17 protein-coding genes, 2 pseudogenes and 1 riboswitch are annotated in these 21,827 nt (G+C 68.3%); of the genes and pseudogenes, 7 read left to right on the forward strand and 12 right to left on the reverse strand.

From position 1 onward, the window contains the following. Positions 1-87: 87 nt before the first annotated feature. From ACFQ50_RS06660 to ACFQ50_RS06670, 3 genes are read right to left on the reverse strand one after another with little or no spacing between them, the layout of a single operon-like run. Complete coding sequence (locus ACFQ50_RS06660; protein WP_377994741.1) at positions 88-1,296, reverse strand: O-succinylhomoserine sulfhydrylase; 1,209 nt, start codon at positions 1,294-1,296, stop codon at positions 88-90. A 1-nt stretch (position 1,297) separates the two neighbouring features. After that, positions 1,298-1,708: a rhodanese-like domain-containing protein gene (locus ACFQ50_RS06665; protein WP_377994742.1), complete on the reverse strand. Its 411-nt coding sequence runs from the start codon at positions 1,706-1,708 to the stop codon at positions 1,298-1,300. Beyond that, complete coding sequence (locus ACFQ50_RS06670) at positions 1,705-2,013, reverse strand: DUF1737 domain-containing protein (protein WP_377994743.1); 309 nt, start codon at positions 2,011-2,013, stop codon at positions 1,705-1,707. Before ACFQ50_RS06670 ends, ACFQ50_RS06665 begins: the two co-directional genes overlap by 4 nt. A 13-nt stretch (positions 2,014-2,026) precedes the next feature. Continuing rightward, positions 2,027-2,142, reverse strand: a riboswitch (SAM riboswitch). A gap of 197 nt (positions 2,143-2,339) precedes the next feature. Here ACFQ50_RS06670 and ACFQ50_RS06675 point away from each other — a divergent pair. From ACFQ50_RS06675 to ACFQ50_RS06685, 3 genes are read left to right on the forward strand one after another with little or no spacing between them, the layout of a single operon-like run. Beyond that, positions 2,340-3,635 carry an NtaA/DmoA family FMN-dependent monooxygenase gene (locus tag ACFQ50_RS06675; protein WP_377994744.1) on the forward strand — a complete coding sequence of 432 codons (1,296 nt, stop codon included), beginning with the start codon at positions 2,340-2,342 and terminating at the stop codon, positions 3,633-3,635. A gap of 3 nt (positions 3,636-3,638) precedes the next feature. Further along, the gene (locus ACFQ50_RS06680; protein WP_377994745.1) at positions 3,639-5,345 is read left to right on the forward strand and encodes an aromatic amino acid ammonia-lyase; all 1,707 of its coding nucleotides are present in this window, start codon (positions 3,639-3,641) and stop codon (positions 5,343-5,345) included. Then, entirely contained in the window at positions 5,342-6,391 is a 1,050-nt protein-coding gene (locus ACFQ50_RS06685; RefSeq protein WP_377994746.1) for a PLP-dependent cysteine synthase family protein, read from the forward strand. Before ACFQ50_RS06680 ends, ACFQ50_RS06685 begins: the two co-directional genes overlap by 4 nt. 53 nt (positions 6,392-6,444) lie before the next feature. On the opposite strand, the gene ACFQ50_RS06690 is transcribed toward ACFQ50_RS06685, so the two are convergent. The 3 genes from ACFQ50_RS06690 to ACFQ50_RS06700 form a co-directional block, all read right to left on the reverse strand. Further along, positions 6,445-7,545 carry an EAL domain-containing protein gene (locus ACFQ50_RS06690; RefSeq protein ID WP_377994747.1) on the reverse strand — a complete coding sequence of 367 codons (1,101 nt, stop codon included), beginning with the start codon at positions 7,543-7,545 and terminating at the stop codon, positions 6,445-6,447. A 152-nt stretch (positions 7,546-7,697) separates the two neighbouring features. Further along, the gene (locus tag ACFQ50_RS06695) at positions 7,698-9,245 is read right to left on the reverse strand and encodes an FAD-dependent oxidoreductase (RefSeq protein ID WP_377994748.1); all 1,548 of its coding nucleotides are present in this window, start codon (positions 9,243-9,245) and stop codon (positions 7,698-7,700) included. Between the two features lie 99 nt (positions 9,246-9,344). After that, entirely contained in the window at positions 9,345-10,277 is a 933-nt protein-coding gene (locus tag ACFQ50_RS06700) for an aminodeoxychorismate lyase (protein WP_377994749.1), read from the reverse strand. Positions 10,278-10,370: 93 nt separating this feature from the next. Here ACFQ50_RS06700 and cls point away from each other — a divergent pair, with 93 nt between their 5' ends. After that, a complete protein-coding gene (gene cls, locus ACFQ50_RS06705) occupies positions 10,371-11,846 on the forward strand; it encodes a cardiolipin synthase (protein WP_377994750.1) in 1,476 nt (491 codons plus the stop codon). 64 nt (positions 11,847-11,910) lie between these two features. Here the strand turns inward: cls and pabB are convergent, their stop codons facing one another. From pabB to ACFQ50_RS06730, 5 genes and pseudogenes are all read right to left on the reverse strand, one after another. After that, positions 11,911-14,001 (reverse strand): aminodeoxychorismate synthase component I, encoded by a 2,091-nt coding sequence (pabB, locus tag ACFQ50_RS06710; protein WP_377994751.1) that lies wholly within the window; start codon positions 13,999-14,001, stop codon positions 11,911-11,913. Positions 14,002-14,135: 134 nt separating this feature from the next. Continuing rightward, positions 14,136-14,669, reverse strand: a pseudogene (locus tag ACFQ50_RS06715) (low molecular weight protein-tyrosine-phosphatase); the annotation flags it as partial. Between the two features lie 116 nt (positions 14,670-14,785). Further along, positions 14,786-15,409 carry a LysE family transporter gene (locus tag ACFQ50_RS06720; protein WP_377994752.1) on the reverse strand — a complete coding sequence of 208 codons (624 nt, stop codon included), beginning with the start codon at positions 15,407-15,409 and terminating at the stop codon, positions 14,786-14,788. A 142-nt stretch (positions 15,410-15,551) separates the two neighbouring features. Continuing rightward, the gene (locus tag ACFQ50_RS06725) at positions 15,552-16,367 is read right to left on the reverse strand and encodes a methyltransferase domain-containing protein (RefSeq protein WP_377994753.1); all 816 of its coding nucleotides are present in this window, start codon (positions 16,365-16,367) and stop codon (positions 15,552-15,554) included. 51 nt (positions 16,368-16,418) lie between these two features. Beyond that, complete coding sequence (locus ACFQ50_RS06730) at positions 16,419-16,934, reverse strand: MarR family winged helix-turn-helix transcriptional regulator (RefSeq protein ID WP_377994754.1); 516 nt, start codon at positions 16,932-16,934, stop codon at positions 16,419-16,421. A 157-nt stretch (positions 16,935-17,091) separates the two neighbouring features. On the opposite strand from ACFQ50_RS06730, the pseudogene ACFQ50_RS06735 reads away from it, so the two are divergent. Next, a pseudogene (locus tag ACFQ50_RS06735) lies at positions 17,092-19,272 on the forward strand (MMPL family transporter). Here ACFQ50_RS06735 and ACFQ50_RS06740 read toward each other — a convergent pair. Beyond that, the gene (locus ACFQ50_RS06740; RefSeq protein ID WP_377994755.1) at positions 19,269-20,249 is read right to left on the reverse strand and encodes an NAD-dependent epimerase/dehydratase family protein; all 981 of its coding nucleotides are present in this window, start codon (positions 20,247-20,249) and stop codon (positions 19,269-19,271) included. The pseudogene ACFQ50_RS06735 and the gene ACFQ50_RS06740 sit on opposite strands and share 4 nt — an antisense overlap. A 144-nt stretch (positions 20,250-20,393) precedes the next feature. Between ACFQ50_RS06740 and ACFQ50_RS06745 the strand changes: the two genes are divergently transcribed. Both ACFQ50_RS06745 and ACFQ50_RS06750 read left to right on the forward strand, forming a co-directional pair. After that, the gene (locus ACFQ50_RS06745) at positions 20,394-21,116 is read left to right on the forward strand and encodes a TetR/AcrR family transcriptional regulator (protein ID WP_377994756.1); all 723 of its coding nucleotides are present in this window, start codon (positions 20,394-20,396) and stop codon (positions 21,114-21,116) included. 127 nt (positions 21,117-21,243) lie between these two features. Continuing rightward, the gene (locus tag ACFQ50_RS06750; RefSeq protein ID WP_377994757.1) at positions 21,244-21,687 is read left to right on the forward strand and encodes a hypothetical protein; all 444 of its coding nucleotides are present in this window, start codon (positions 21,244-21,246) and stop codon (positions 21,685-21,687) included. Positions 21,688-21,827 lie beyond the last annotated feature (140 nt).

The raw sequence follows: 21,827 nt of genomic DNA on the forward strand, positions 1-21,827 counted from the left end.
AGGTAAGAAAGCAGTCAGATCCCGAAGGAAAGGCCCCGAAGGGAAGGCTCCGACGGGCCGGATCCCGAAGGCAGGGATCCGGCAGCGTCAGATCTGCTTGATCGCCTGTTCCAGGTCGGCGATCAGGTCATCCGCGTCCTCCAGGCCCACGGACAGCCGCACCACTCCGTCGCTGAGCCCGATCGCGGCACGTCCTTCCGGCCCCATGGCCCGGTGCGTGGTGGTGGCGGGGTGGGTGATCAGGGACTTGGCGTCGCCCAGGTTGTTGGAGATGTCGATGATCCTCAGGGCGTCCAGCAGCGCAAAGGCGGCGTCCTTGCCCGACTGGCCTGCCGTCGTCGCGAGTTCCAGCGTGAGCACGGTGCCGCCGGCCTTCATCTGCTTCGCGGCCAGATCGTACTGCGGGTGGGACTTCAGCAGCGGGTACTTGACCCAGCTGACGGCGGGCTGGTCCTCGAGCCATTCGGCCAGGCGCAGCGCCGTGGCGGAGGAGTGGTTCACGCGGAGCGACATTGTCTCCAGGCCCTTGGTGAGGACCCAGGCATTGAACGCGGAGAGCGCCGGTCCGGTGTGGCGCATGAGCTGCTTGACTGGTCCGTCGATGAATTCCTTGGTGCCCAGGATGGCGCCGCCCATCACGCGGCCCTGGCCGTCGATGTGCTTGGTGCCGGAGTAGACGATTACGTCTGCGCCGAGGTCTCCGCAGCGCTGCAGCAGCGGGGTGGCGAAGACGTTGTCCGCCACCACCTTGGCGCCGGCGGCGTGGGCGAGTTCGCTGACAGCGGCGATGTCCACGATTTCCTGCATGGGGTTGGACGGGGATTCGAAGAAGACGGCCGTGGTGGGCACCGAGAGGGCGGCGCGCCACTGCTCGAGGTCCGGCCCGTCCACGAACACCGTCTCCACGCCCCAGCGCGGCAGGATTTCGTTGAGGATGACGAAGCAGGAGCCGAACAGGGAACGGCTGGCCACCACGCGGTCCCCGGCGCCGAGCAGGGCGCCCAGTGCGGTGAACACGGCGGACATGCCGGACGCCGTCGCAAAGCACGCCTCGGTGCCTTCGAGCAGGCGAAGGCGCTCCTGGAAGGTGGCCACGGACGGGTTGCCATAGCGCGAGTAGACGAAGCGCTCGTCCTCGCCGGTGAAGGCGCGCTCGGCGGCTGCTGCCGACTCGTAGACGAACCCCGAGTTGAGGAAGACCGGTTCGGTGGTCTCTTGGAAATTGGTGCGGTCAAGCCCGCCGCGGACGGCCTGGGTATCGGGGCTCCAGCCGGCGGCGTCGTGATTAAAGGTCAACTTAGTTCTTTCCCAGGTTTGTCGGCAGGCCACGGTTCTTCCAGCCGTTCACGGTGCGCTCACCGTAGCGGTCAGGCTCACCCTCGAAGCCTTCGAGAACGTTGTAGGCCGTGAAGCCGGCCTGCGTGGCGGCGGTGGCGGCAGCGATGGAGCGCTGGCCGGAGCGGCACAGGAACAGCAGCTCCACCCGGGTGTCCTCGGGCGCCTGCTGCTTCAGCTGCTCGACGAAGTCGGGGTTGGGAATGCCGCCGGGAAAGGTCCACTGGATGAAGAGCGGATCGTTCTCCGTGGCCTTGGTGTCCGGAATGCCGATGTGCGCCCATTCGCCCTCGGTGCGCACATCCACGAGGACGGCGCCTTCCTCGAGCTTTGCCCAGGCGTCCTGGGGGGTGAGGTCTCCGGCGTAGCTCATGCGTGCCCCTCGAAAGCCTGGGCGGTGAGGTCCTCGTCGGAGTCCAGCCGGTCCACGGCGGTGGCGACGGCCGCATCTGCGGTGGCGATGGCGGCAGGCAGGATGACGGCCTGGGCCACGATGACGCTGGTGCCGTTGAAGGTGGCTGCGGGGCTGCCGTGCAGCACGTATCCCTCGGCCAGGGCCGCCGTGATGCGCTCACAGAACTCGCGGTTGTCCGGCCCCGTGATCAGGCGGTAGGACAGCTTTTCCTCAGGTTTATCCTGCTGGGACGGCAGCGTTGCAACGGCGGGGGCGTCTGACACGACGGATCTCCTTTTCTCACGCTTGCAGCTCGAAGTGGTCGATATGCCGAGTATTCACCTGAGGCACCCCGCCGTGGAATGGAGGGTTGCCGACCGGCCAGTCAGGGCTTCATGCCGGTACTCATTACTCCCCAAAAACGTAACACTGACGACGGCGGCGCGCACCGCCGCCGCCGTCATGTTCCGTAACGCATCGGGCCCGGTGTGAGGCCGCGTTGCGGTTACAAAGCCGGTGGCCGGGAGGATAATGACGGAAGATGAACCGCCGTAACGCCGGATGAAACCAGGCCACAGTGAATGATTCGACCGCGAATACAGTGACTCCCATGCTGCACTTTGGATGGTTCGTGGGCCATGGCTTCGGGGTTCAGGGCTGGGGCACGCCCGGCTACGGAATCGGCTATGACTGGAAGAAGCCGGCCCCCTATCAGCATGCGGTCCGGGAGTTCGAGCGGGCGGGGCTGGACCTGTTCATCATCGAGGACTCGCTCACCGTCCCCGACACTTACGGGGGCAGCGCGGAGGTCTCGCTGGCGCAGGCGTCCTTTGCGCCGAAGCACGATCCGCTGGCGCTGGTGCCGTACCTGCTCTCCGCCACGGAGCACCTGGGCATCGTGCCCACCATCAGCGCCTCCTTCTATCCGCCCTTCACCGCGGCCCGGCTGCTGGCAACCCTGCAGCACTTCTCCAACGGGCAGCTGGGCTGGAACGTGGTGACCTCCGGCAGCGACCTCGCCGCGCAGAACTACGGACTGGACCAGCAGATCGAGCACGACCTCCGCTACGAGAAGGCCGAGGAGTTCGTGGACGTCGTCCGCAAGCTCTGGCGCAGCTGGGAACCGGACGCCATCCTGGAGGACACCCGGGCAGGCATCTTCGCGGACCACACGAAGGTCCGGCCGATCCACCACGACGGCGAGTTCTTCAAGGTCCGGGGACCGCTGAACACGGCACCGCTGCCGGAGGAGCCGGTGCTGGTGCAGGCCGGGGCATCGCCCCGGGGCAAGGCCTTCGCCGGGGCGAACGCGGATGTTGCCATTGCCCTGGCCCGCGGCGTGGACGGCATGAAAGCGTACCGGGACTCCATCCGCGCCGAAGCCGCCGGGGCCGGCCGGAACCCCGACGACGTCAAGGTGCTGTTTGTCCTCAAGCCCACCGTCACCAGTTCCAGGGCCGAGGCCGAGGAGTTGAGGGCTGCCCGGCGGGAGCTCACCCAGCGGGACATCGACAGCCAGCTCAACTCGATCTCCTACCTGTCCGTCATCGACTTCAGGCAGTTCGACCTCGACGCGCCCCTCCCCGAACTCAGCACCAACAGCAACCAGGGCACCCTGGAGCACTTCTCCAAGGCCGCGCCGCCGGGTTCCACCTTGCGGCAGATCCTGCAGGCCCGCAGCGGCGGCGCCGGTGACAGCATCATTGGCACCGCGGAAGAAATCGCCGACTACCTTGAGGAAACCGGGGCCGCGGTGGGCGGCGACGGGTTCCTCTTCTCCGGCTTCGTGGACCCGGCCACCATTCACGGCGTGCTGGACAGGCTGGCGCCGGTGCTCCGCCGTCGGGGTTTGCTGCGGACGAGCTATGGCGACGGCGGCTTCCGCCGGAACCTGCTGGACTTCTAGGCCATGGCAGGGGCCGGTGCAAGGGCGGGGGCCGGAGGATCCGACGGACTCCTGCCGGGCGTCCGGCGCGGCACGTTCCTGATCGGCACGGCCCACATCCGGGCCGACGACGTGGCCGCGGCGGCCGCCGATCCCGCGGTGGAGGTGGTCCTCAGCGCCGAAGCCCTCGAGCTCGTGGGCCTGTCCCGCGAGGTGGTTCAGGCAGCCATCGATTCCGGTGACCGGGTCTATGGCCTCAACACCCTGCTTGGCTCCGGACGGGACACGGCTGTGGAGCAGGAATCCATCCTCGACTTCCAGCTGCAGGTGGTGCGCTACCACCACAGCGGCGTCGGCGCGTTGCTGGGCCGGGATGAAGTCCGTGCCCTCATCCTGGCCAGGCTCATCGGGTTCACCCGGGGAGGCTCGGGGGTGCGACCGGAAACTGCCCGGTTCTATGCCGAACTGCTGAACAGGGCCGTGCTGCCGGCCGTTCCGCGCGACGGGTCCGTCGGTTCGTCGGACCTCACCCAGCTGGCGGCGGTTGCCGCCGTCGCCATCGGGGAGGGACAGGCGCTAACTGCCGACGGCGGCCTGCAGGACGGCGCGGAAGCGCTCACCGCAGCCGGGCTGGAACCGCTGGTCCTGGCGCCGGGCGAGGCCCTGGCGCTGGTCAGCGCCAACTCCTATTCGATCGGCACCGGCGCGCTGGAACTCCGCCGCATCCGGAGGCTCGCCGATCTGGCGGACACCGCCCTGGCGCTCTCGCTTGAGGCCACCGCACGGTACGACGGCGGCGGGAACCTGAGCGCGTTCTCGCCTGCTGTGCAGTCGGCCAAGGCTGTGGACGGCCAGCGCGTCTCGGCGGCCAACGTCCGGCGCCTGGTGCGCGGCGGCTGGCTGGAGGACCCGCGGCGGCAGGTGTCAGTCCAGGATGCCCTGTCCTTTCGCGCGGCGCCGCAGACGCACGGTGCGTTCCGGGCCCAGGTCACGGCCCTGGCCGAGGCGCTCGAGGTGGAGCTCAACGGCAGGGGCGACAATCCGCTAACGGACATAGCCTCGGGCCGGATGGTGTCAGGCGGAAACTTCCAGCCGATGCAGCTCGCCTTGGCGTTCGAGGCGCTGCGGCTGGGACTGGCGCACGTGGGAATCAGCAGCGAGCGGCGGACCGCCAAGCTCTACCCGCCGCAGCGCCTGATCCGGCAGCTCAACCTCGAGGCGGCCCGGGCCGGCACGCCGCTCGCATCCGAGGACCTGCCCGGACTGCTCTGGTACTCGGCCGCGAGCCTGCTGGCGGAGCTGAAGTTCCTGGCGGCGCCTGCCACGCTCGGTGCGCCCACCCTGTCCGCGGACGTGGAGGACCACTCCACGCTGGCCCCGCTGGCCCTTCAGCAGCTGGAGCGCTCGGTAGAGGCGGCGGCCAAGCTCCTCACCATTGAGGCCCTGACGGCCTCCTACCTTTTGGCAGAGGCGCAGGACACGGACCTGCGGGAGCCGGAAATCCGGCAGCTCGGAACAGGCACCGGCGCCGTGGTGGCGAGGCTGTCGGAGCTGCTGGCAGGGCAACTGCCGGCGGCGGTGCTGCTGGAGAGTGCGCGGACTGCGCTGGGGGATTTGCTGGCAGGACTGCCTGCATTACGCACGCCGGATGCGGGCGGACCGAATGACGATCGCCCGAATACGGGTGGCCCGGATGACCGCCATCCGGATGATGGCGGAGGAGAAGCATGACCACTCTGACAGGGAGCGGCCACCAGCCACGGCATGTGGCGCCGATTATGGATCCGGGCATGGATGCTGATGCTGTGCTGGCGCGCGTCGGGAACACACCATTGGTTCCGCTGGAGGTGCTGAGCCGCGGGCTGGGGAGCACTGTCTTCGTCAAGCTCGAATCGGAGAATCCCGGCGGGTCCATCAAGGACCGGACCGCGCTGAGCATGGTCCGGGCGGCCGAGCGCAGCGGCGAACTGCAGCCCGGCGGGACCATCGTGGAAAGCACCTCAGGGAACACCGGAATCGGGCTCGCGCTGATCGGTGCACTGACAGGCCATCCGGTGGTGGTGGTCACCGGTGATTCCATTTCGTCGGAGAAGCTGGAGGCCCTGAACCGGTACGGGGCGCGGGTGGTGTTTACGGACTGGAGCGCGCCGTCGGACTCACCGGAGAACGCGCGGGCGGTCGCGGCCCGGATCACGGCCGAAATCCCCGGCGCGTGGCGGCCGCTGCAGTTCGACAACCCGGCCAACCCACGGGCGCACTATGAGGGGACGGCACCGGAAATCTGGGCGCAGACAGCCGGCCGGGTGACGCACTTCGTCGCGGGCGTGGGCACGGGGGGCACCATCACCGGGAACGGCCGGTACCTCAAGGAGAAGTCCGGCGGCCACGTCGAGGTGATCGGCGCCGACCCCTACGGCTCGGTGTACAGCGGCGGGCATCCGGGCCAGATCCTGGTGGACGGGGTGGGCAACTCCTGGCCCAAGCCCGACTGGCCGAAGGTCTTCGACCGCGGCCTGCTGGACCGGTTCCTGCGGATTCCCAACGACGAGGTGTACACCACGCTGCACCGGCTGCTCAACGACGAAGGACTGTCCCTCGGGCCGTCGTCGGGACTGACGGTGGCGGCGGCGCTCCGGGTGGCCAGGGCGGCACCGCACGGGTCAGTGGTGGTGGCAATCGCCCCGGACACCGGCAGCAACTACCAGAGCAAGGCCTTCAACCCAGAGTGGCTGGCGGACAACCACATCCGGCTTGCCACTGACCTCGCGGAAGACTAGCCCAACTCATACCAGCGCGTCGCCCCCAGGGGACCAGCGCCGTCGGAAACCATTCAGGAGGCCGGGCCGCTGGCGGCCGTCTCGCTTTCGGAACGGATCCAGGCATTCCAGTCCAGCGGGTGGACGGAGGGCCTGCCCAGCAGGTAGCCCTGCGCGGCAGCCATGCCGAGTTCGGTCACGGCCTGCAGTTCCGCCGGCGTCTCCACGCCCTGGGCGCCGATGACGGCACCAACGTGCCGGGCGAGTTCACCCATGGCGGCGGCCCTCAGCCGCTGGCCCGGGGAGTCCTCGATGCCCGCGATGAAACTCCGGTCCAGCTTGATGATGTCCGGGTGAAGCTCAAGGACCTGGTCCATGGACGTGAAGCCCACCTCGGCGCCATTCACGGCGATGCGCAGCCCGCGGCGCCGCAGCGGGGCGATGGCGGCTGTCAGTGACGGGTACTGGTCGAGGGGGACCGGGCCGTTTAGGTCGATGACGATCCGGTCCATGGCCAGCTGGGAATGTTCCAGCAGGCCCGGGATCCTGGGGTCCGCGCACGTTGCCGGTGTCAGGTTCAGGGCAATGAACATGGGGTCGGGCACGGCCTGCGCCGCGGAAAGGGCCCGGTGCAAGGCTGCGAGTTCAAGGTCGGTGCCCAGCCCCACGGACTCTGCCTCAGTGAACCAGTGGTCCGCGCTGGCACCGTCGTCGCTGACGAACCGGGTCAGGGCCTCGACGCCGATCACATTCCCCGCCGGAAGCCGGCGGATCGGCTGGAAAGCGGTCATGAGCATCTTGTCGGCAAGAATCGCTTCAATGCGGTTCCTGCTGCGCCGGGTGAAGGGCACCGGCTCAGGCACAGCCGCGGCCCGGGATTGCCCGACCACCACCGGGATGGCGCCGTTTTCGGCGTTGGCCAGCTCTGTGGTGGCGGTGAGGTGCTCGAGCAGCACGTGTTCGGGATTATCCGGATGGGCTTCGAGCAGGGCGCGCAGCCGGGTGCGGGTCCACTGGCTGGCCGGATCTGATTCGGCGAGCAGTTCGGTGATGATCTGGTGGGCTTGCCAGCGCACAGAAATTTCCCCCAGGTCCCCCGGCAGCGCTGCCTGGGCCCCCCAGCCCGTGGGTAGTGAGTTTGTCCGTGCGGGAAGGGAATTCTCGTCCCAAGACATCGGCTATTCCTTTATACGTACACATTCCGGCTGAGCCCGGAACCAGGCCATGTGCCATTACCCCCGCGCGAGGTACGGGCAGTAGGCCGTGGAAGAACAGTACAACGCCGGGGACCGGCTTGTCCTCCATTTTTTCGAACGGTTCCGATTCGTTACTGAAGCTGGCCGGACCCGGGCTCCTGGCCCATATCGGGCAGGTTCCGGGCAGCCAGGTCCTTGGTGGCCGGGCCCTGGATGACCGCTCCGTCGATCGCGAAGCGGGAACCGTGGCAGGGGCAGTCCCAGCTCACGTCGGCGGCGTTGAACCCCACGGTGCAGCCCAGATGGGTGCAGATCGCAGTGACAGCGCGCACCTGGCCGCCAGGATCGGTGTAGACGGCCACGGGGTCGCCGTCGACGTCCACCACCGCTCCCGCACCAGGCGGTGGAAGTGCGATGCCGCGGGAAGGCGGGACGGCTGGGGTGGCCGTGCCGGCCACTGGCGGTGAGGGAATGTCCGACGCCGGCAAGCCAGGCGCCGGTGCGCTCCGGCGGCTGTCGAAGACCGCCGCCCACGGGTTGGCGCGGCCGCACAACGCGTCGGCGAGCATGAGCGCCGCGGCGGTGCCGTTGGTGAGTCCCCATTTCCGCAGTCCGGTGATCACATGGACGTGCTTCGCCTCGGGCGTTAGGAGCCCCACATACGGCAGTCCGTCCACCGGCATTTCATCCTGCGTGGACCAGCGAAAAGCGAGGTCACCCGCGCCGAGGCGGTCGCGGGCGAAGGCAGCGAGCCGGCCATACCGCTCGGCGGGATCCCCGCCGTCGGATGCCCTGTGGCCCTCACCGCCGGTGAGCACGAAGGCCGCACCGTCCACGGCAACCGTCAGAATCGACCGCATGGGTTCGTCGGCGCCGATGAAGGTGGCATCCGTAGGTGGTCCTTCGATGCGGCTGGCGACGATGTACGAACGGTGCAGGTAGCACCGCGCGTCGAACCGGCCAGCGTCGCCGAAGGGCACATTCGTGGCCACAATGACTTCCCGTGCCCGGACAGAACCGCTCTCCGTGGTGACCAGGGCGGGGGAGCCGTCCCGGAACGACAATGCCCGGGAGTCCTCGAACACAAAGCTCCCGCCGCCGTCAACGCTGCTGGCCAGGCCCTGCAGGTACCGGATGGAATGGAACTGCGCCTGGTCATCGAAGCGCACCGCGCCCCTGACCGGAAACGGGAGCGGCACCTCGCTGGTGAACGTCGAAGGAAGCCCCAGCCGGGCGGCGCGTTCGGCTTCTGCCCGCACCAGCTCCAGGCCCGCCTCCGATTCCGCGTAGGTGTAGTTGGCAACCCGGCGGAAGCCGCAGTCGATGCCCTCCTCTGCGACGGTGCGGGCTATGTGCCCGATCGCTGCCTGGTTGGCCTGACCGTATGTGCGGGCCGTGGCGTCGCCGTGCTTGCCGGCCAGCTCCGTGTAGGCGAGGCGGTGCAGCGAGGTGACCTTGCCTGTGGTGTGACCCGTGACGCCGGTGCCCACCCTGCCGGCCTCGACCACCGCCACCGTCTGCCCGGCGCGTTTGAGGGCAAGCGCTGCGGTCAGTCCCGCGATGCCGCCGCCGATGACGGCCACGTCAACCTCGACGTCGGTGTCCAGGGAGGGGTAGGTGGTGGTACCGGCCGTGGCCACCCAGAGGGATACCGGCCTGCCGGCGCTGGACCCGTTCATGACGCTGGATACCGCATGCGATCGCCTCCTGAGGCAGACCATACCCCCGCCGCCGGCGGCTGGGAATGCCCCGGCAGGGAACGCCCGTCAGGCCCTGCGCTACTCGATTCCGGCGAACAGTTCGTTCAGTTCGGCGGTCAGCTGCTTGCGCAGTGCCGGCGTGCCGATTTCGCGGCCGTCGATGTGGTTGACCGGCGCCAGGAGGCGGATGCTGGAAATCAGCCAGACGGCGTCGGCGTCGGCCAGGTCCCGGGGCTTCAGAGGGCCGTAGCCCAGTTCCCAGCCGGCGGCCTTGGCGGCGGCGAACAGGGCGCCCTGTGACGTTCCCGGGAGGATGCCGCTGTCCAGCTGCGGCGTGACGAGGCGCTTAACTGTTGTTTCGCCGTCGTTCTTCTCCACGTTAGCCAGCAGCACTGTGGACGTGGGGCCCTCCAGCACGCGGCCGTCCGAGGACGTGAAGATGACGTCGTCCGCGCCCTGCTTGTGGGCATGGCGCAGCGCGGCCATGTTCACCGCGTAGGACAGGGTCTTCGCGCCGAGCAGCAGCCACGGGGCACGCTCGGCCGCGTCGCTGTCGTAGCCGCGGTCAAGGAGGATGACGTCGATGCCGGTCTCGCGCTGGCGCCGGCCGGCCGCGGCGACGGGGGAGACCTGTACCCAGCAGGTGGGGGCGAACGCGCCCTCGATGCCGCGGGTGACGATGAGCTTGACCACGGCCTCGTCCAGTTCCGGGGAGGCTGCCGGGTTGTCGGAGCGGAACGCCGCGACGCCCGTCTCCACCGCGCGGCGCCAGTCGTCCTGTCCCGGAATCTCAAGGTCCAGCGCCTGCGCCGAGCGGGCCAGCCGGTCCAAGTGGGCCTGGATCTTCCGCGTGTGGCCTGCGACGGCGAGCATTGACTCGAAGACCCCGTCACCGCGGGTGGCGCCCAGGTCCGTGGCCATCAGCTGCGGCTTTTCGGGGTCGGCGAGCCGGCCGTTCCGATACTCCGGATCCAGGAACACCAGCACTGTGTGGGAGGTACGAGAGGTCATGCCACCAGCTTAGTGCGGCGGGTGCCCGATAGGCTGGCCTCACCGCTCCATACGGAATGGCTGTGAGGGTAAGAAATAACGGGGGTTCCAACTGTGCTGTGGCCATTTCCGCTGGCGGAAACACTGCCGGCGTGGCTGATCCTGCTGCTCAGCGGCGCGGATCTGGTCATCAGGGTCCTGGCCGTGGGCATCATCCCGGGCAACCGGCGGCCCACCACGGCCATGGCCTGGCTGCTGGGTATCTTCTTTGTGCCTGCCCTGGGCCTGATCCTGTTCCTGCTGTTTGGCAACTTCAGGCTGTCGCGCCGCCGCACCGAACAGCAGCAGCTGGTCAATGAGCGCGTCCGGGCCGGCAGCGCGGCGCTTTCCGACGTCGCCAGCGAGTATTCGGGGCCGGAATGGGTCCAGTCCGCCGCCGAACTCAACCGCCGGCTCGGGTCGATCCCGCTCGTGGACGGCAACCAGGTGGAGCTGATTCCCGGCTATCCGGACTCCATCCGCGCCATGACCGAGGCCGTGCGAAAGGCCAAGCGCTTCGTTAACGCCGAGTTCTACATCATGAGCACGGACCACGTCACGGACGACCTCCTCACGGCTCTGGAGGAGGCTGCGGACCGCGGCGTCCAGGTCCGTGTGCTCTTCGACCACATCGGAACCTTGCGCGTGAAGGGGTACAACAACCTGCTGAAGCGGCTCAAGGCCGGCAACATCCAGTGGCGGCGGATGCTGCCGCTGCTGCCCATCCACGGCCAATGGCGCCGGCCGGACCTGCGCAACCACCGCAAGATCATGGTGATCGACGGCGAAGTCGCGTTCACGGGGTCGCAGAACCTGATCGAACCCTCCTACAACAACCCCAAGCACCGCAAAGCCGGCCGGGAGTGGGTCGAACTGATGGCGTGCCTGCGGGGCCCAATCGTTCCCACGCTCAATGTCGTCTTTGCCACCGACTGGCTCAGCGAGACCGACGAGTCGCTCGAGGACCAGTTGCAGCTCTCTGCCGAGCCGTCGCCGGGCGGCGTCACGGCCCAGGTGGTACCCAGCGGCCCCGGCTTCACCACCGAGAACAACCTCCGGCTCTTCAACACACTGATCTACTCCGCGCAGCACCGGATTTCCGTCTGCAGCCCTTACTTCGTACCGGACGATTCCCTGCTCTACGCCATCACCACCGCGGCGCAGCGCGGCGTGGACGTGGAACTGTTCGTCTCCGAGAAGGGCGACCAGTTCCTGGTCCACCACGCCCAGCAGTCGTACTACGAGGCCCTGCTGCGCGCCGGCGTCCGGATCTACCTCTACAAGGCGCCGTTCGTGCTCCATGCCAAGCACTTCACCATCGACGACGAAGTGGCGGTTCTGGGCTCCAGCAACATGGACATGCGGTCCTTCTCCCTGAACCTGGAGGTCTCCGTGATGCTCCTGGGGGCCGACACCGTCAACAGCATGCGCGCCGTGGAGGACACCTACCGCGGCATCTCCCACGAACTCCGGTTGGAGGACTGGATGCGCCGGCCCCTCGCGGCCAGATACGTGGACAACGTGGCCCGCCTCACGGCCACGGTCCAATAGTTGGAGTTTTTGTCCACTTGTCGCGACTTAAAGGCCCTTTAACTCGCGACAAGTGGACAAAAACTCAATTGGGGAAGGGGGAGCCAAGGGTGGAGAGGACGCCGTAGGCCTTGGTGCGGATCTCCTCGTACTCGTCCTGCGCCACAGAGTCGGCCGTGATGGCGCCGCCGACGCCGAGGCTTAACCGCACCTTTCCGCCTTCCCCGCCGTCCTGCACCACCAGGGTGCGGATGGCCACCGCCAGATCCGTGGCCCCGTTCAGCGAGAAGTACCCGATCGCACCGGAATAAACACCGCGCGGACCCTCCTCGAGCCTGTCGAGAATGGCCATGGTGCTGATCTTCGGCGCGCCTGTCATTGACCCTGCCGGGAAGCACGCGGCCACGGCTTCGGCCCGTGGTGACCCCGGCAGGAGAACGGCGTCGATGGTGCTCACCAGCTGGTGCACCGTGGCGTAGCTTTCGATCTCGCACAGCCGGCTGACAGTGACCGACCCCGGCTCGGCGAAGTGGCTCAGGTCGTTCCGGAGCAGGTCCACGATCATGATGTTTTCCGCCCGGTCCTTGAGGGACGTGGCCAGGTCGTGGCGGAGGGCAGCATCGGTGTCCGGATCAGCAGCCCGGCGGCGGGTTCCCTTGATCGGCTCGGCGCGCATGCCGCCGTCGGACGCTATCCGCAGGAACCGCTCCGGCGACGTGCTGGCCACTGTGAGCCCGCCGAAGCGCAGGTAGCTGGCAAACGGCGCCGGGTTCCGCCGGCGCAGGGCAAGGTACGCGGCCCACGGGTCGAGCGCCCGCACCGCCGCTTCGAGGGTGGTGGTGAGGCACACCTCGTAGGAATTCCCCTCGGCGATCTGGTGCTGGGCATCGGCGATCTTGCGCTTGTAGCTCGCCTCGCTGTCCCGGCCGGCAAATGCCGGCGCCGCGTTTTGGGCGGCCGCCTTTTGGGTGGGCGCCGCGGCTTGGGCCGCCGGAAGTACGACGCCGTTGCTGCCGCCCGCTTCGGGTGCGGCGGTCACCGCATCGCGGGCGCGGCCGAGCCAGTCCGCGGCATCCGGCGCGTCCAGGGCAAGCAGCCACACAGTGTTGTCGGTGTGGTCCAGGACCACGCCCCGGCCGGCAAAGACCAGCGCCGCATCGGGCGTGTCCGAGCGGACGTCCCGCCCGCCGGTTTCCCGCTTCAGCTCGTAGCCGAGGTAGCCCAGCCAGCCCAGCGCGAACTCGCACGGGTAGTCCTCCGGTCCGCGCACCGCTCTCCGTCCCCATACCGTCTCCATCCAGCGGAAGAACGGTCCGGACACATTGGCCGTGGCGCACCCGGCGGTGATCCGGGTGATCCCGGAACTGTGCAGAACAGACTGGCCGAACGTGCCGCCGTCGTCCGCCAAAATACTGAAGCGGCTGCGCGCCGCCGCGGGAGTCTCCCTGCCGGGACCGGCCGCGCCCGCCGAACGCAGGGAGGAATCCAGCCACACCGCGTTCGGGGACGTCCCGTACAGCGCCTGAAAAAGTGCGGCGGGATCGGGGCCGGCGTCGATGCGCTCAGACACCAGACGCAGGCCCCGCCGGGAAGAGAGTTCGGGAACCAGGGCGGTGGTGAGTGCGGGGAGGTAGGTGAGGGCCTGCAGGGCGTCCGCGGGGGCGGTGCCGTCCGCGCGGTTGAGGACCCGGACGTGGGCGTGCTGCGGGATGTCGTCCGCGGCCAGGAGTTCCGCCTCCTGGCCGGCCCACTGGTCCCAGAATGGCCCGTACGTCTCGCCGTCACGTGCCAGGGCGCGGCTGCGGCGCTCGCCGTCGGGGGAGTCCGCCCAGATGACGGCGTCCAGAAGCGGCCTGGCTGCGGCGGCCCCAGCCCCCACGCCCTCGACGATCACGATCTCCGCGGGCAGCGTGACCCGTGGCTCGCCGTCGTTATGGTTTTTCCAGTCCCAGCTGACCCACGTGGCCGCTTCGCCGCGGCTCAGTGGCGCCAGCACCGTGGTGACGTAGCGTTCGATGCCGGCGGACAGCCCGTGCCAGCCGGGATAGATGTCCTCCAGATGGAACAGCGAGACCTTGTGGTGGTTCCGCAGCCTCGCCGCGAGCTCAATGGCCAAAGTGGTTTTACCTGCGCCGGACCGCCCGTCAATGGCGATGATCACAGGTACGGGGGTCATGAAATAGAGCGTACCTGCTGGCTCTCCTGAACCTGGACGTTGTGAAGCGGGCTGACCTCGGTTCCGCGGCCATGGCGCTTGCCGTTGCGGGCCCGCCGCTCATCCATCCGGACCGGGGCCGGGACCGTGGCCGCTTCGGTGCCGGCGTCGTGCTCCCCGGCCGCGAGTGCGTCCTGCACGTAGCGGACGATGCCCGGGACGGCCGCCTGGACCTGGTCCCACACCGCCTCGAAGTCGGCATGCCCGCCGTACCAGGGGTCTTCGATGCCCTGTTCCAGCGGATCGCCGTCCTCCATGTCCGGGTCGAAACTGCGGAGCATGCGGACCCTCGACAGTGACTCGTCGTCCGGGGCAGAGGCCCGGAGCCAGCCGTAGTGGTCCACGTCCAGCGCCAATATCAGCTGGCGCTCGCTGAACCATTCGGATTGCCATTCCCGTGCGATGTGCCGGTCCGACAGAAGGTGGTGGGTGGTGAGTTTCCGTGCTGCCCGGGGGTCGATGGGGCGCCCGGCCTCGTAGGCGGTGGTGCCCGCGGAATCAACGATGACGACGTCGGCGAGCCCGGCCTCCGCGAAGGCGGCACTCAGCATCAGCTCCGCCATGGGAGAACGGCAGATGTTGCCGGTGCAGACTGTGATGACGCGGTATGGGCTCGTCGTTGAGTTCATTGCCTAAGCATGGACGATGCCAGTCCCGCTTGGCTAGTAAGGGCCCTTATTATCTGCAGGCTTCGTAAAGTTTGTGAATATTCCTGTCACAAGATTGCCACGGCGCCCGACCAGGACTAGTGAATGAACGCCAGCAGTACACCCACTGCGACGAACAGGACGCCGAAAACCCTGTTGAGGACGGTTTGTCCGTGGGCATTGTGGGTAAAGCGCTGGAACGATTTTGCCGCCGCCGCGAAGAAGAACCACATGACGAGGACGTCGATGAGAACCACCGTTGCCGCGAGCACGGCGTACTGGGGCAGCAGCGGGTTGGCGGGCCGGATGAACTGCGGCATGAAGGCCAGGAAAAACACGATGGCCTTGGGGTTGAGCAGGTTGACCCACAGCCCCCGGCGGAACATGGACCAGGCAGGCTCGTTCCGGAGCGCGGCCACCTTATCCTGGTCCAGGTCCGGCTTGCGCAGGAACTGCCTGATGCCCAGATACACGAGGTAGGCCGCTCCGGCGTAGCGGATGGCGTTGAAGGCAACGGGCGAGCCCGCAACCAGGACGCCGACGCCCAGGGCCACAACGATGACGTGCAGGATCAGGGCGGCCTGTTGCCCCAGGATGCCCCAGATGGACCGCTTGAACCCGGCCGTCAGCGAGTTGCTCATGGTGTTGATGGCGCCTGCGCCGGGCGTAAAGCTGATGAGGACGCCGGCGCCCGCGAGGGCCAGCCACAGGGAGAATTGCACCCATCAAGTTTAGTCGGTCCGGGGAGTGGGCCGTTCCGCAGGCGAGAATTGCCAAAAGTGGCCGCCTGGCGCGGGCGTTGAGCGGCCGTTTTTGGCAATTCGACGAGGCCGGCGACCGGGAGCGCGCAGTTGGACCCGGTGTCTAGGCCCGGGCGATGATCTCGCCGTTGGGGATGAGGAACCAGCCGTCGTCGGTGGAGCCCCAGCGGTGCCAGCCGGCCGAGATGCGCGTGAGGTCGGCCTCCTGCGCGAAGCCGTACTCGAGGGCCTGCTCCGCGAAGGCCGAATGGAGCACGCGTTCGCCCCACACCCTGGCCTGCCAGCGGCGCTGCTGCCCGGTGGCGTAGAGCCAGTTGCTGCTGGTGGGCGCCACGTCCGTGAAGCCGGCCGCCTGGGCCCACGAGACGAGCCGGCGGCCGGCATCGGGCTCCGCGCCGTTCCGCCGGGCGATCCGCTGGTAGAGCTCCATCCACTCGTCGAGCTCCGGGATGGCGGGATACCAGCTCATGCCGTGGAAATCCGCGTCGCGGACCGCAACGATGCCGCCAGGCCTGGCCACCCGCCGCATTTCCCGCAGCGCCTCGACGGGGTCGGTCAGGTGCTGCAGGACCTGGTGGGCGTGGACCACATCGAAGGTGTCGTCCTCGAAATCGAGGTCGTAGATGTTGCCCGCCACGAACTCCACGTTCTCGACGCCGCGGTCGGCCGCCAGCTCACGGGCGTGGGTGATCACGTCGGGGGAGCGGTCCAGCCCCGTCACCTTCCCGGGGGCGACCAGAAGCGCGAAGTCACAGGTGATGCTGCCCGGCCCGCACCCGACGTCGAGCACCGATACGCCCTGGGTGAGGTGGGGGATGATGAATGCGGCCGAATTCTCCGCCGTCCGCGAGGCATGGGCCCGGACCACGGACTCGTGGTGGCCGTGAGTGTAGACATCTTCCGGCTGCTGCGCGCTCATAGGGAAACGCTACTCCTTCTGCGCATCTCGGGGAGGTATCAGGAGGGCGCGTTATGGCGTGCCGGAGACCTCGTGGCTGGCCTCGACCGTGGCCGCGACCATGGCATCCATGAACCGGGCGGCCGTCTCGAGTTCCTGCGCCGTGAACCCGGCCATGGCGCTGCCCATGTGGCGGGCAAGGGGCAGGAACATGGCGGAGCCGTCGCGGTACGCCTTCTCCGTCATCCGGAGCTGGACCTGCCGCCGGTCCTGGCCTTCGCGCACGCGGACCAGATGCCCGGACCCGCACAGCCGGTCGATGAGCGCCGTGGTGGCCGGGGAACTGAGGTTGAGTTCCTTCCGCAGGGTTCCCGGGGTCACGACGTCGCCACTGGCCGAGTGCCGCATGACGGCGGCAAGGGCGTTTAGGTCCGTCCGGTGCATGTCATTCCGCCCGCCGGCGGCGTCAACGTAGCGGTTGGCCTCCAGGGTGAACTCCTGAAGCAGCCGGACCAGAGGGTGCTGCGTCCCTAGGGCGGAGGGGGCAGGTCCGCCGTGTTGCTGCGGGGTGCCAGGCTTCTCGGCCACAGCCGCCTCCTCTCCTCAATGTTGCCTTCCGGAGTTTACAGCCCGGGCATCCGTGATCCCCTTGAAGGGGCTATGTATCTCTATGGTGGAGATAGTTTATGCTGGAACAATCACCGACAACGGCCCGAGTGGCTGTCACGCCCAGGAGGTCTTCCCCATGATCCAGGCAGCCCGCACCTCGAGCCCACGGTTCTGGTTCCGGTGGCTCATTCCGTTTGTCCTCGTCGTCGGCTGGGTTGCCATCGCCGGGGTGGGCGGGCCCACGTTCGGCAGGCTGGATGAGGTCTCGTCCAATGACCAGGCGTCTTTCCTTCCGGCCGGGGCGGAGGCCACCGAGGCCCGGGAGTGGCAACAGAAGTTCCAGGACTCCGGCGAGGTTCCCGCCGTCGTCGTGATATAAAGCGGTAGCGCGCTCACCCCTGCCCAACTGGGTGAGGCGGCCACCCTGAAAACCAGGCTGGAAGGCCTGCGGCTGGGCAGCGCGGTGGTGGGGCCGGTGCCGTCCCAGGGCCGGCAGGCCGTGCAGTACATCGTGTCCGTTGCCGCATCTGAGCCGGCGGGCGCCGTCGCAGAACTGCGCGACGAGGTCCGGGCGGCCGCGCCGGACGGCACGCAGACGTTCGTCACGGGACCTGCCGGGCTCGCGGCCGACCTTACGGGGGCCTTCGCCGGCATCGACGGCATCCTGCTGCTCGTGGCGCTGGCCGCGGTGTTTGTCATCCTGCTTGTGGTCTACCGGTCTGTGCTCCTGCCCTTCGCCGTGCTGCTGACGTCGGTGTTTGCGCTGTGCGGCGCCATCCTGCTGGTGTTCGGCATGGCGAAGGCGGGCTGGATCCAGCTCAACGGCCAGAGCCAGGGCATCCTCTCCATCCTGGTGATCGGCGCAGCCACCGACTACGCACTGCTCTACGTGGCCCGCTTCCGTGAGGCACTCGAGCACACGGCCAACCGCACCGCCGCCGCGCTCGCCGCCTGGCGGGCGTCTTTCGCCCCGATCCTGGCCTCTGGCGCCACGGTTGCCATCGCCCTCCTTTGCCTGCTGTTTTCCGACCTCAACTCCAACAAGGCGCTGGGCCCGGTGGCGGCTGCGGGCATCGTGTGCTCGCTTTTCGCCGCGCTCACCCTGCTCCCGGCCTTCGCGGCGCTCCTGGGGCGTGCCGCGTTCTGGCCGTTCCGGCCCAGGCTGCTGCCTGAAGAGGCGCGTGAGCCGGAACTGACCACCGGGCTGGAAGGCCAGCGTGGGCTCTGGCGTGCCGCGGGGACCCTGGTGTCCCGGCGTCCCCGTGCGGTGTGGGTGGCGTCCGTGCTCCTGCTGGCCGTGGCCTCGGCCGGAATCCTGCAGCTGAAAGCCAACGGCGTGCCGCAGACCGCCGTCATCCTCAGCCAGTCCAACGCCGTGGACGGGCAGGATGCCCTGGCGCGCCATTTCGACGCCGGCAGCGGCAGTCCCGCGGTCATCGTGTCCAGTCAGGGGAAAGCTTCGCAAGTCCTCGAAACGGTCCAGGCCACCGACGGCGTGGGGGCCGCCTACCTCCTGGCCGAGGGCAGCGTGCCCATCACGGGAGCCCCGGGAACGCCTGCGAGCCCGGCCGTGCGCGACGGCAGGGTGCTCCTCAACGCCACCCTCGACTTCGCCGCCGATTCTGACGCTGCGGAGAATGCTGTGGCAATGATGCGGGACAGCGTGAAGCGGGTGGACCCCGGCGCCCTGGTGGGCGGCGTGACCGCCACCGCCCTGGACACCAACACCACGGCGCAGCGGGACCTCGCGACGATCATCCCGGTGGTGCTCGCCGTCATTCTGCTCATCCTCATGGTGCTGCTGCGGTCCGTCCTCGCGCCCGTCCTGCTGATTGCCTCGGTGGTTCTGTCCTATGCGGCCGCCATGGGCGTTTCCGCCATCGTGTTCAACAACGTCCTTGGCTTTCCCGGAGCCGACGCCACCGTGCCCCTGTTCGGCTTCGTGTTCCTGGTGGCCCTGGGTGTGGACTACAACATCTTCCTGATGAGCCGGGTCCGCGAGGAGTCGCTGAAGCACGGGACCCGGCCGGGGATTCTGCGCGGCCTCGGTGTGACCGGCGGGGTGATCACGTCCGCCGGGGTGGTCCTTGCCGCCACGTTTGCGGCCCTGGGCGTCATCCCCATCATGTTCCTGGTGCAGCTGGCCTTCATCGTGGCCTTCGGCGTGCTGCTGGACACCGTTCTGGTTCGCTCGCTCCTGGTTCCCGCCCTGGCCTATGACCTGGGCCGGCGCATCTGGTGGCCGGGCAAACTCGGCCGGCACGATGCGCCGGAAGCCAGCAGACTGGAAGGCCCCGCGGAAGTTTTCGTCCGCTAGCTTCCCGCGGGCATCCCCGCCGGGGCTCGTCCCGTGTCCGGACCCGCGGCGAGCTCTGAGCGCCACCACTCCACAGTTGCCTTGGCAGCCTCGTGCAGGGGAGTCGGGAGAAGGCCCAGCTGCTCTTCGCTGGCCCTCGAATCCATCACGAACGGCCGCTGGAACTGGTAGAGCATTTCGCCGAGCTCCCGCATGTCGGCGGAGAACAGCCCCAGGGTGCGCAGAACCCAGCCCGGCACCGTGTGGACCCTCGCGAGCGGCATATTAGCGGCGGCGGCGAAGGCTTGCGCGATCTGGCGTTGCGTGAGCGGCGGGATGGTGGGCGCGTGCAGGACCCGGTTCCACAGCCCGGGCTTCGCCGCGGCCCTGATCATGGCCGCGGCAAGATCGGGAACGTACGTGAAGGAATGCGGCTGGTCCGCGCTTCCCACCATCTGCAGCGGCCGACGTGCGAGGACGGCGGGCACCATGCGCTCGCCGGCGTGGGCCATCCGGACACGGGGGCCGAAAAAATCGCCCGCCACCACGGATACGGTGTCCGTGGCGCTTGCCGCCCGGGCCCGCAGCAGTGCCGAGCGGACGCCGCGTTTGCCGCCGCGCGCCTCCCGCGGGCTTTGCTCCGTCATCACCTGGCCGGGCTCGCTGTACGAGTAAAGGCTTTCGGGAAAAACGACGACGGCGCCCGCCTCGCCTGCTACCGCCAGGACCGCCTGTTCGGCGCCCGGAAGCTCCCGCTCCCAGGCCGCGGCGCTGTAGGCGGAACCGTGGACGCAGTGGAAGACCGCCGCCGCGCCCTCGAAAGCGTCACCCAGCAGACCCGGGCTGGACACATCCGCCTTCAGCTTTTCGATCTGCGGATGGTCGGGGCCGTTGCCGGAGCGGGTGAGGACCCGGACGCGCTCGCCCCGCTCTGCCAGCTGCTCTGCCACCGTCCAGCCCACAGGGCCCGCACCGGTGACCACATAAAGACCTGACATTGACGTTCTCCTTTGCTGTTGTGACCCTGACGGCCGGGCTTTGAGAGCACTGCTCTCGAATTAAGAGTGCGGCCGGCTGGCATTAAAGTCAAGAGCACTGCTCTCAATTGTTGACACTGCTCTGATTCGTGCCATGCTGGGCGGATGCCAGCCATCTCTCCGACCGCCAGCGGGAAGTTTCGCACGCCGCGGGAACGTGCGCGGGCGCAGACCATTGCCGATATCGTCCGGCTTGGCCGGCAGCACCTGGCGCAGCATGGTGCTGCTGCCCTCTCGCTCCGCGCCGTTGCCCGCGACCTGGGCGTGGTCTCGTCAGCTGTGTACCGCTACGTCGAAAGCCGGGATGAACTCCTGACTCTCCTGCTGGTGGATGCCTATGACGAGCTTGGCGACGAGGTGGATGCCGCCGTCGGGGCCGTCGCCGACGGAGACTTCAGGGGCCGCTTTGCTGCACTGGCCCGTGCCGTCCGGGGCTGGGCGCTCCGCGAACCCGCACGCTACGCCCTCCTGTTCGGCAGTCCGGTGCCCGGTTACCAGGCGCCCGCGGAGCGGACCACCGGCCCGGGCACCCGGGTGGTGATCAAGCTGGTGGGGATTCTGGATGCGGCGTACCGGGCGGCCAGCTTTGCCGCGCCCGAAGGCAGGGCGCTGGCGCCTGCGCTGGCTGCGGACCTGGAGGCGATCCGCGGGGAGCTGCATCTGGCAGTTCCGGACGCACTCCTGGCCCGGGGCGCCCTCGTGTGGACTTCCCTTTTCGGGGCCGTCAGTTTTGAAGTGTTCGGGCAGTACGGTGCCGGCACGTTTACCGCGCCGGATGAACTGTTCGAGCACCACATAGCCGTACTGGCGGATCTCGCCGGCCTGTAGTACGTCCGGATTGGCCCCGCTGTTCACGCTGCCCCCTCCGGCCCCTGTTGCTGTCCGCGCCCGCTGAGTAGACTTCCAGTGCGCCCGGACCAGGCGCGCACAGTCCTTTCGAAGGAGTGATCAACCGATGACTGAAAACAGTGAGTCCGGCGCCGACGGAAAGGCCCATACCGGTTCCAGGAATCCGGCACTCGAGGGGGACGGTGGCCGGCTTGAGGAGGGTGGCGGCCAGTACGTGGAAGGCGATTACGGCGATGCCGGCGTGGCCGGAGGCGAGCCCGTCGCCGAGCCGGAAGGCGAATACCAGGTGGGGGACTACGGCGACGCGGGGACGGTGGCACCTGCCGCCGAGGCGGAAGAGGGCGAGTATCCGGAAGGTGACTACGGCCGGGCCGGCGCCGTTGGGCAGGAGTTGCCCGGAGACGAGGAAGGCGAATATCCCGAGGGTGACTACGGCGCTGCCGGCACGGCCCCGGAAGGCGGTGCCGCCGAAGAGCTGAAGGACGAACTGCTCGGCGGCCAGGTCAACGCGCCGCGGAATGACGACGGCGGCACTTCCCCGGGCGGCTAGGCGCAGGTTCACGCTGGGCGAAATTCGCCCGCCATTTATCGAAGAACCCCTGGTTTTACGCGGATATCCCGCGGGGCAATCGGGGGTTCTTCTCTGTTTTGGGGAGGCTCGAAGGCAAAGTTGAGCGCACCTGACTCAAG

The organism is Arthrobacter sp. NPDC056493, assembly GCF_042795115.1.
Lineage (GTDB): Bacteria > Actinomycetota > Actinomycetes > Actinomycetales > Micrococcaceae > Arthrobacter.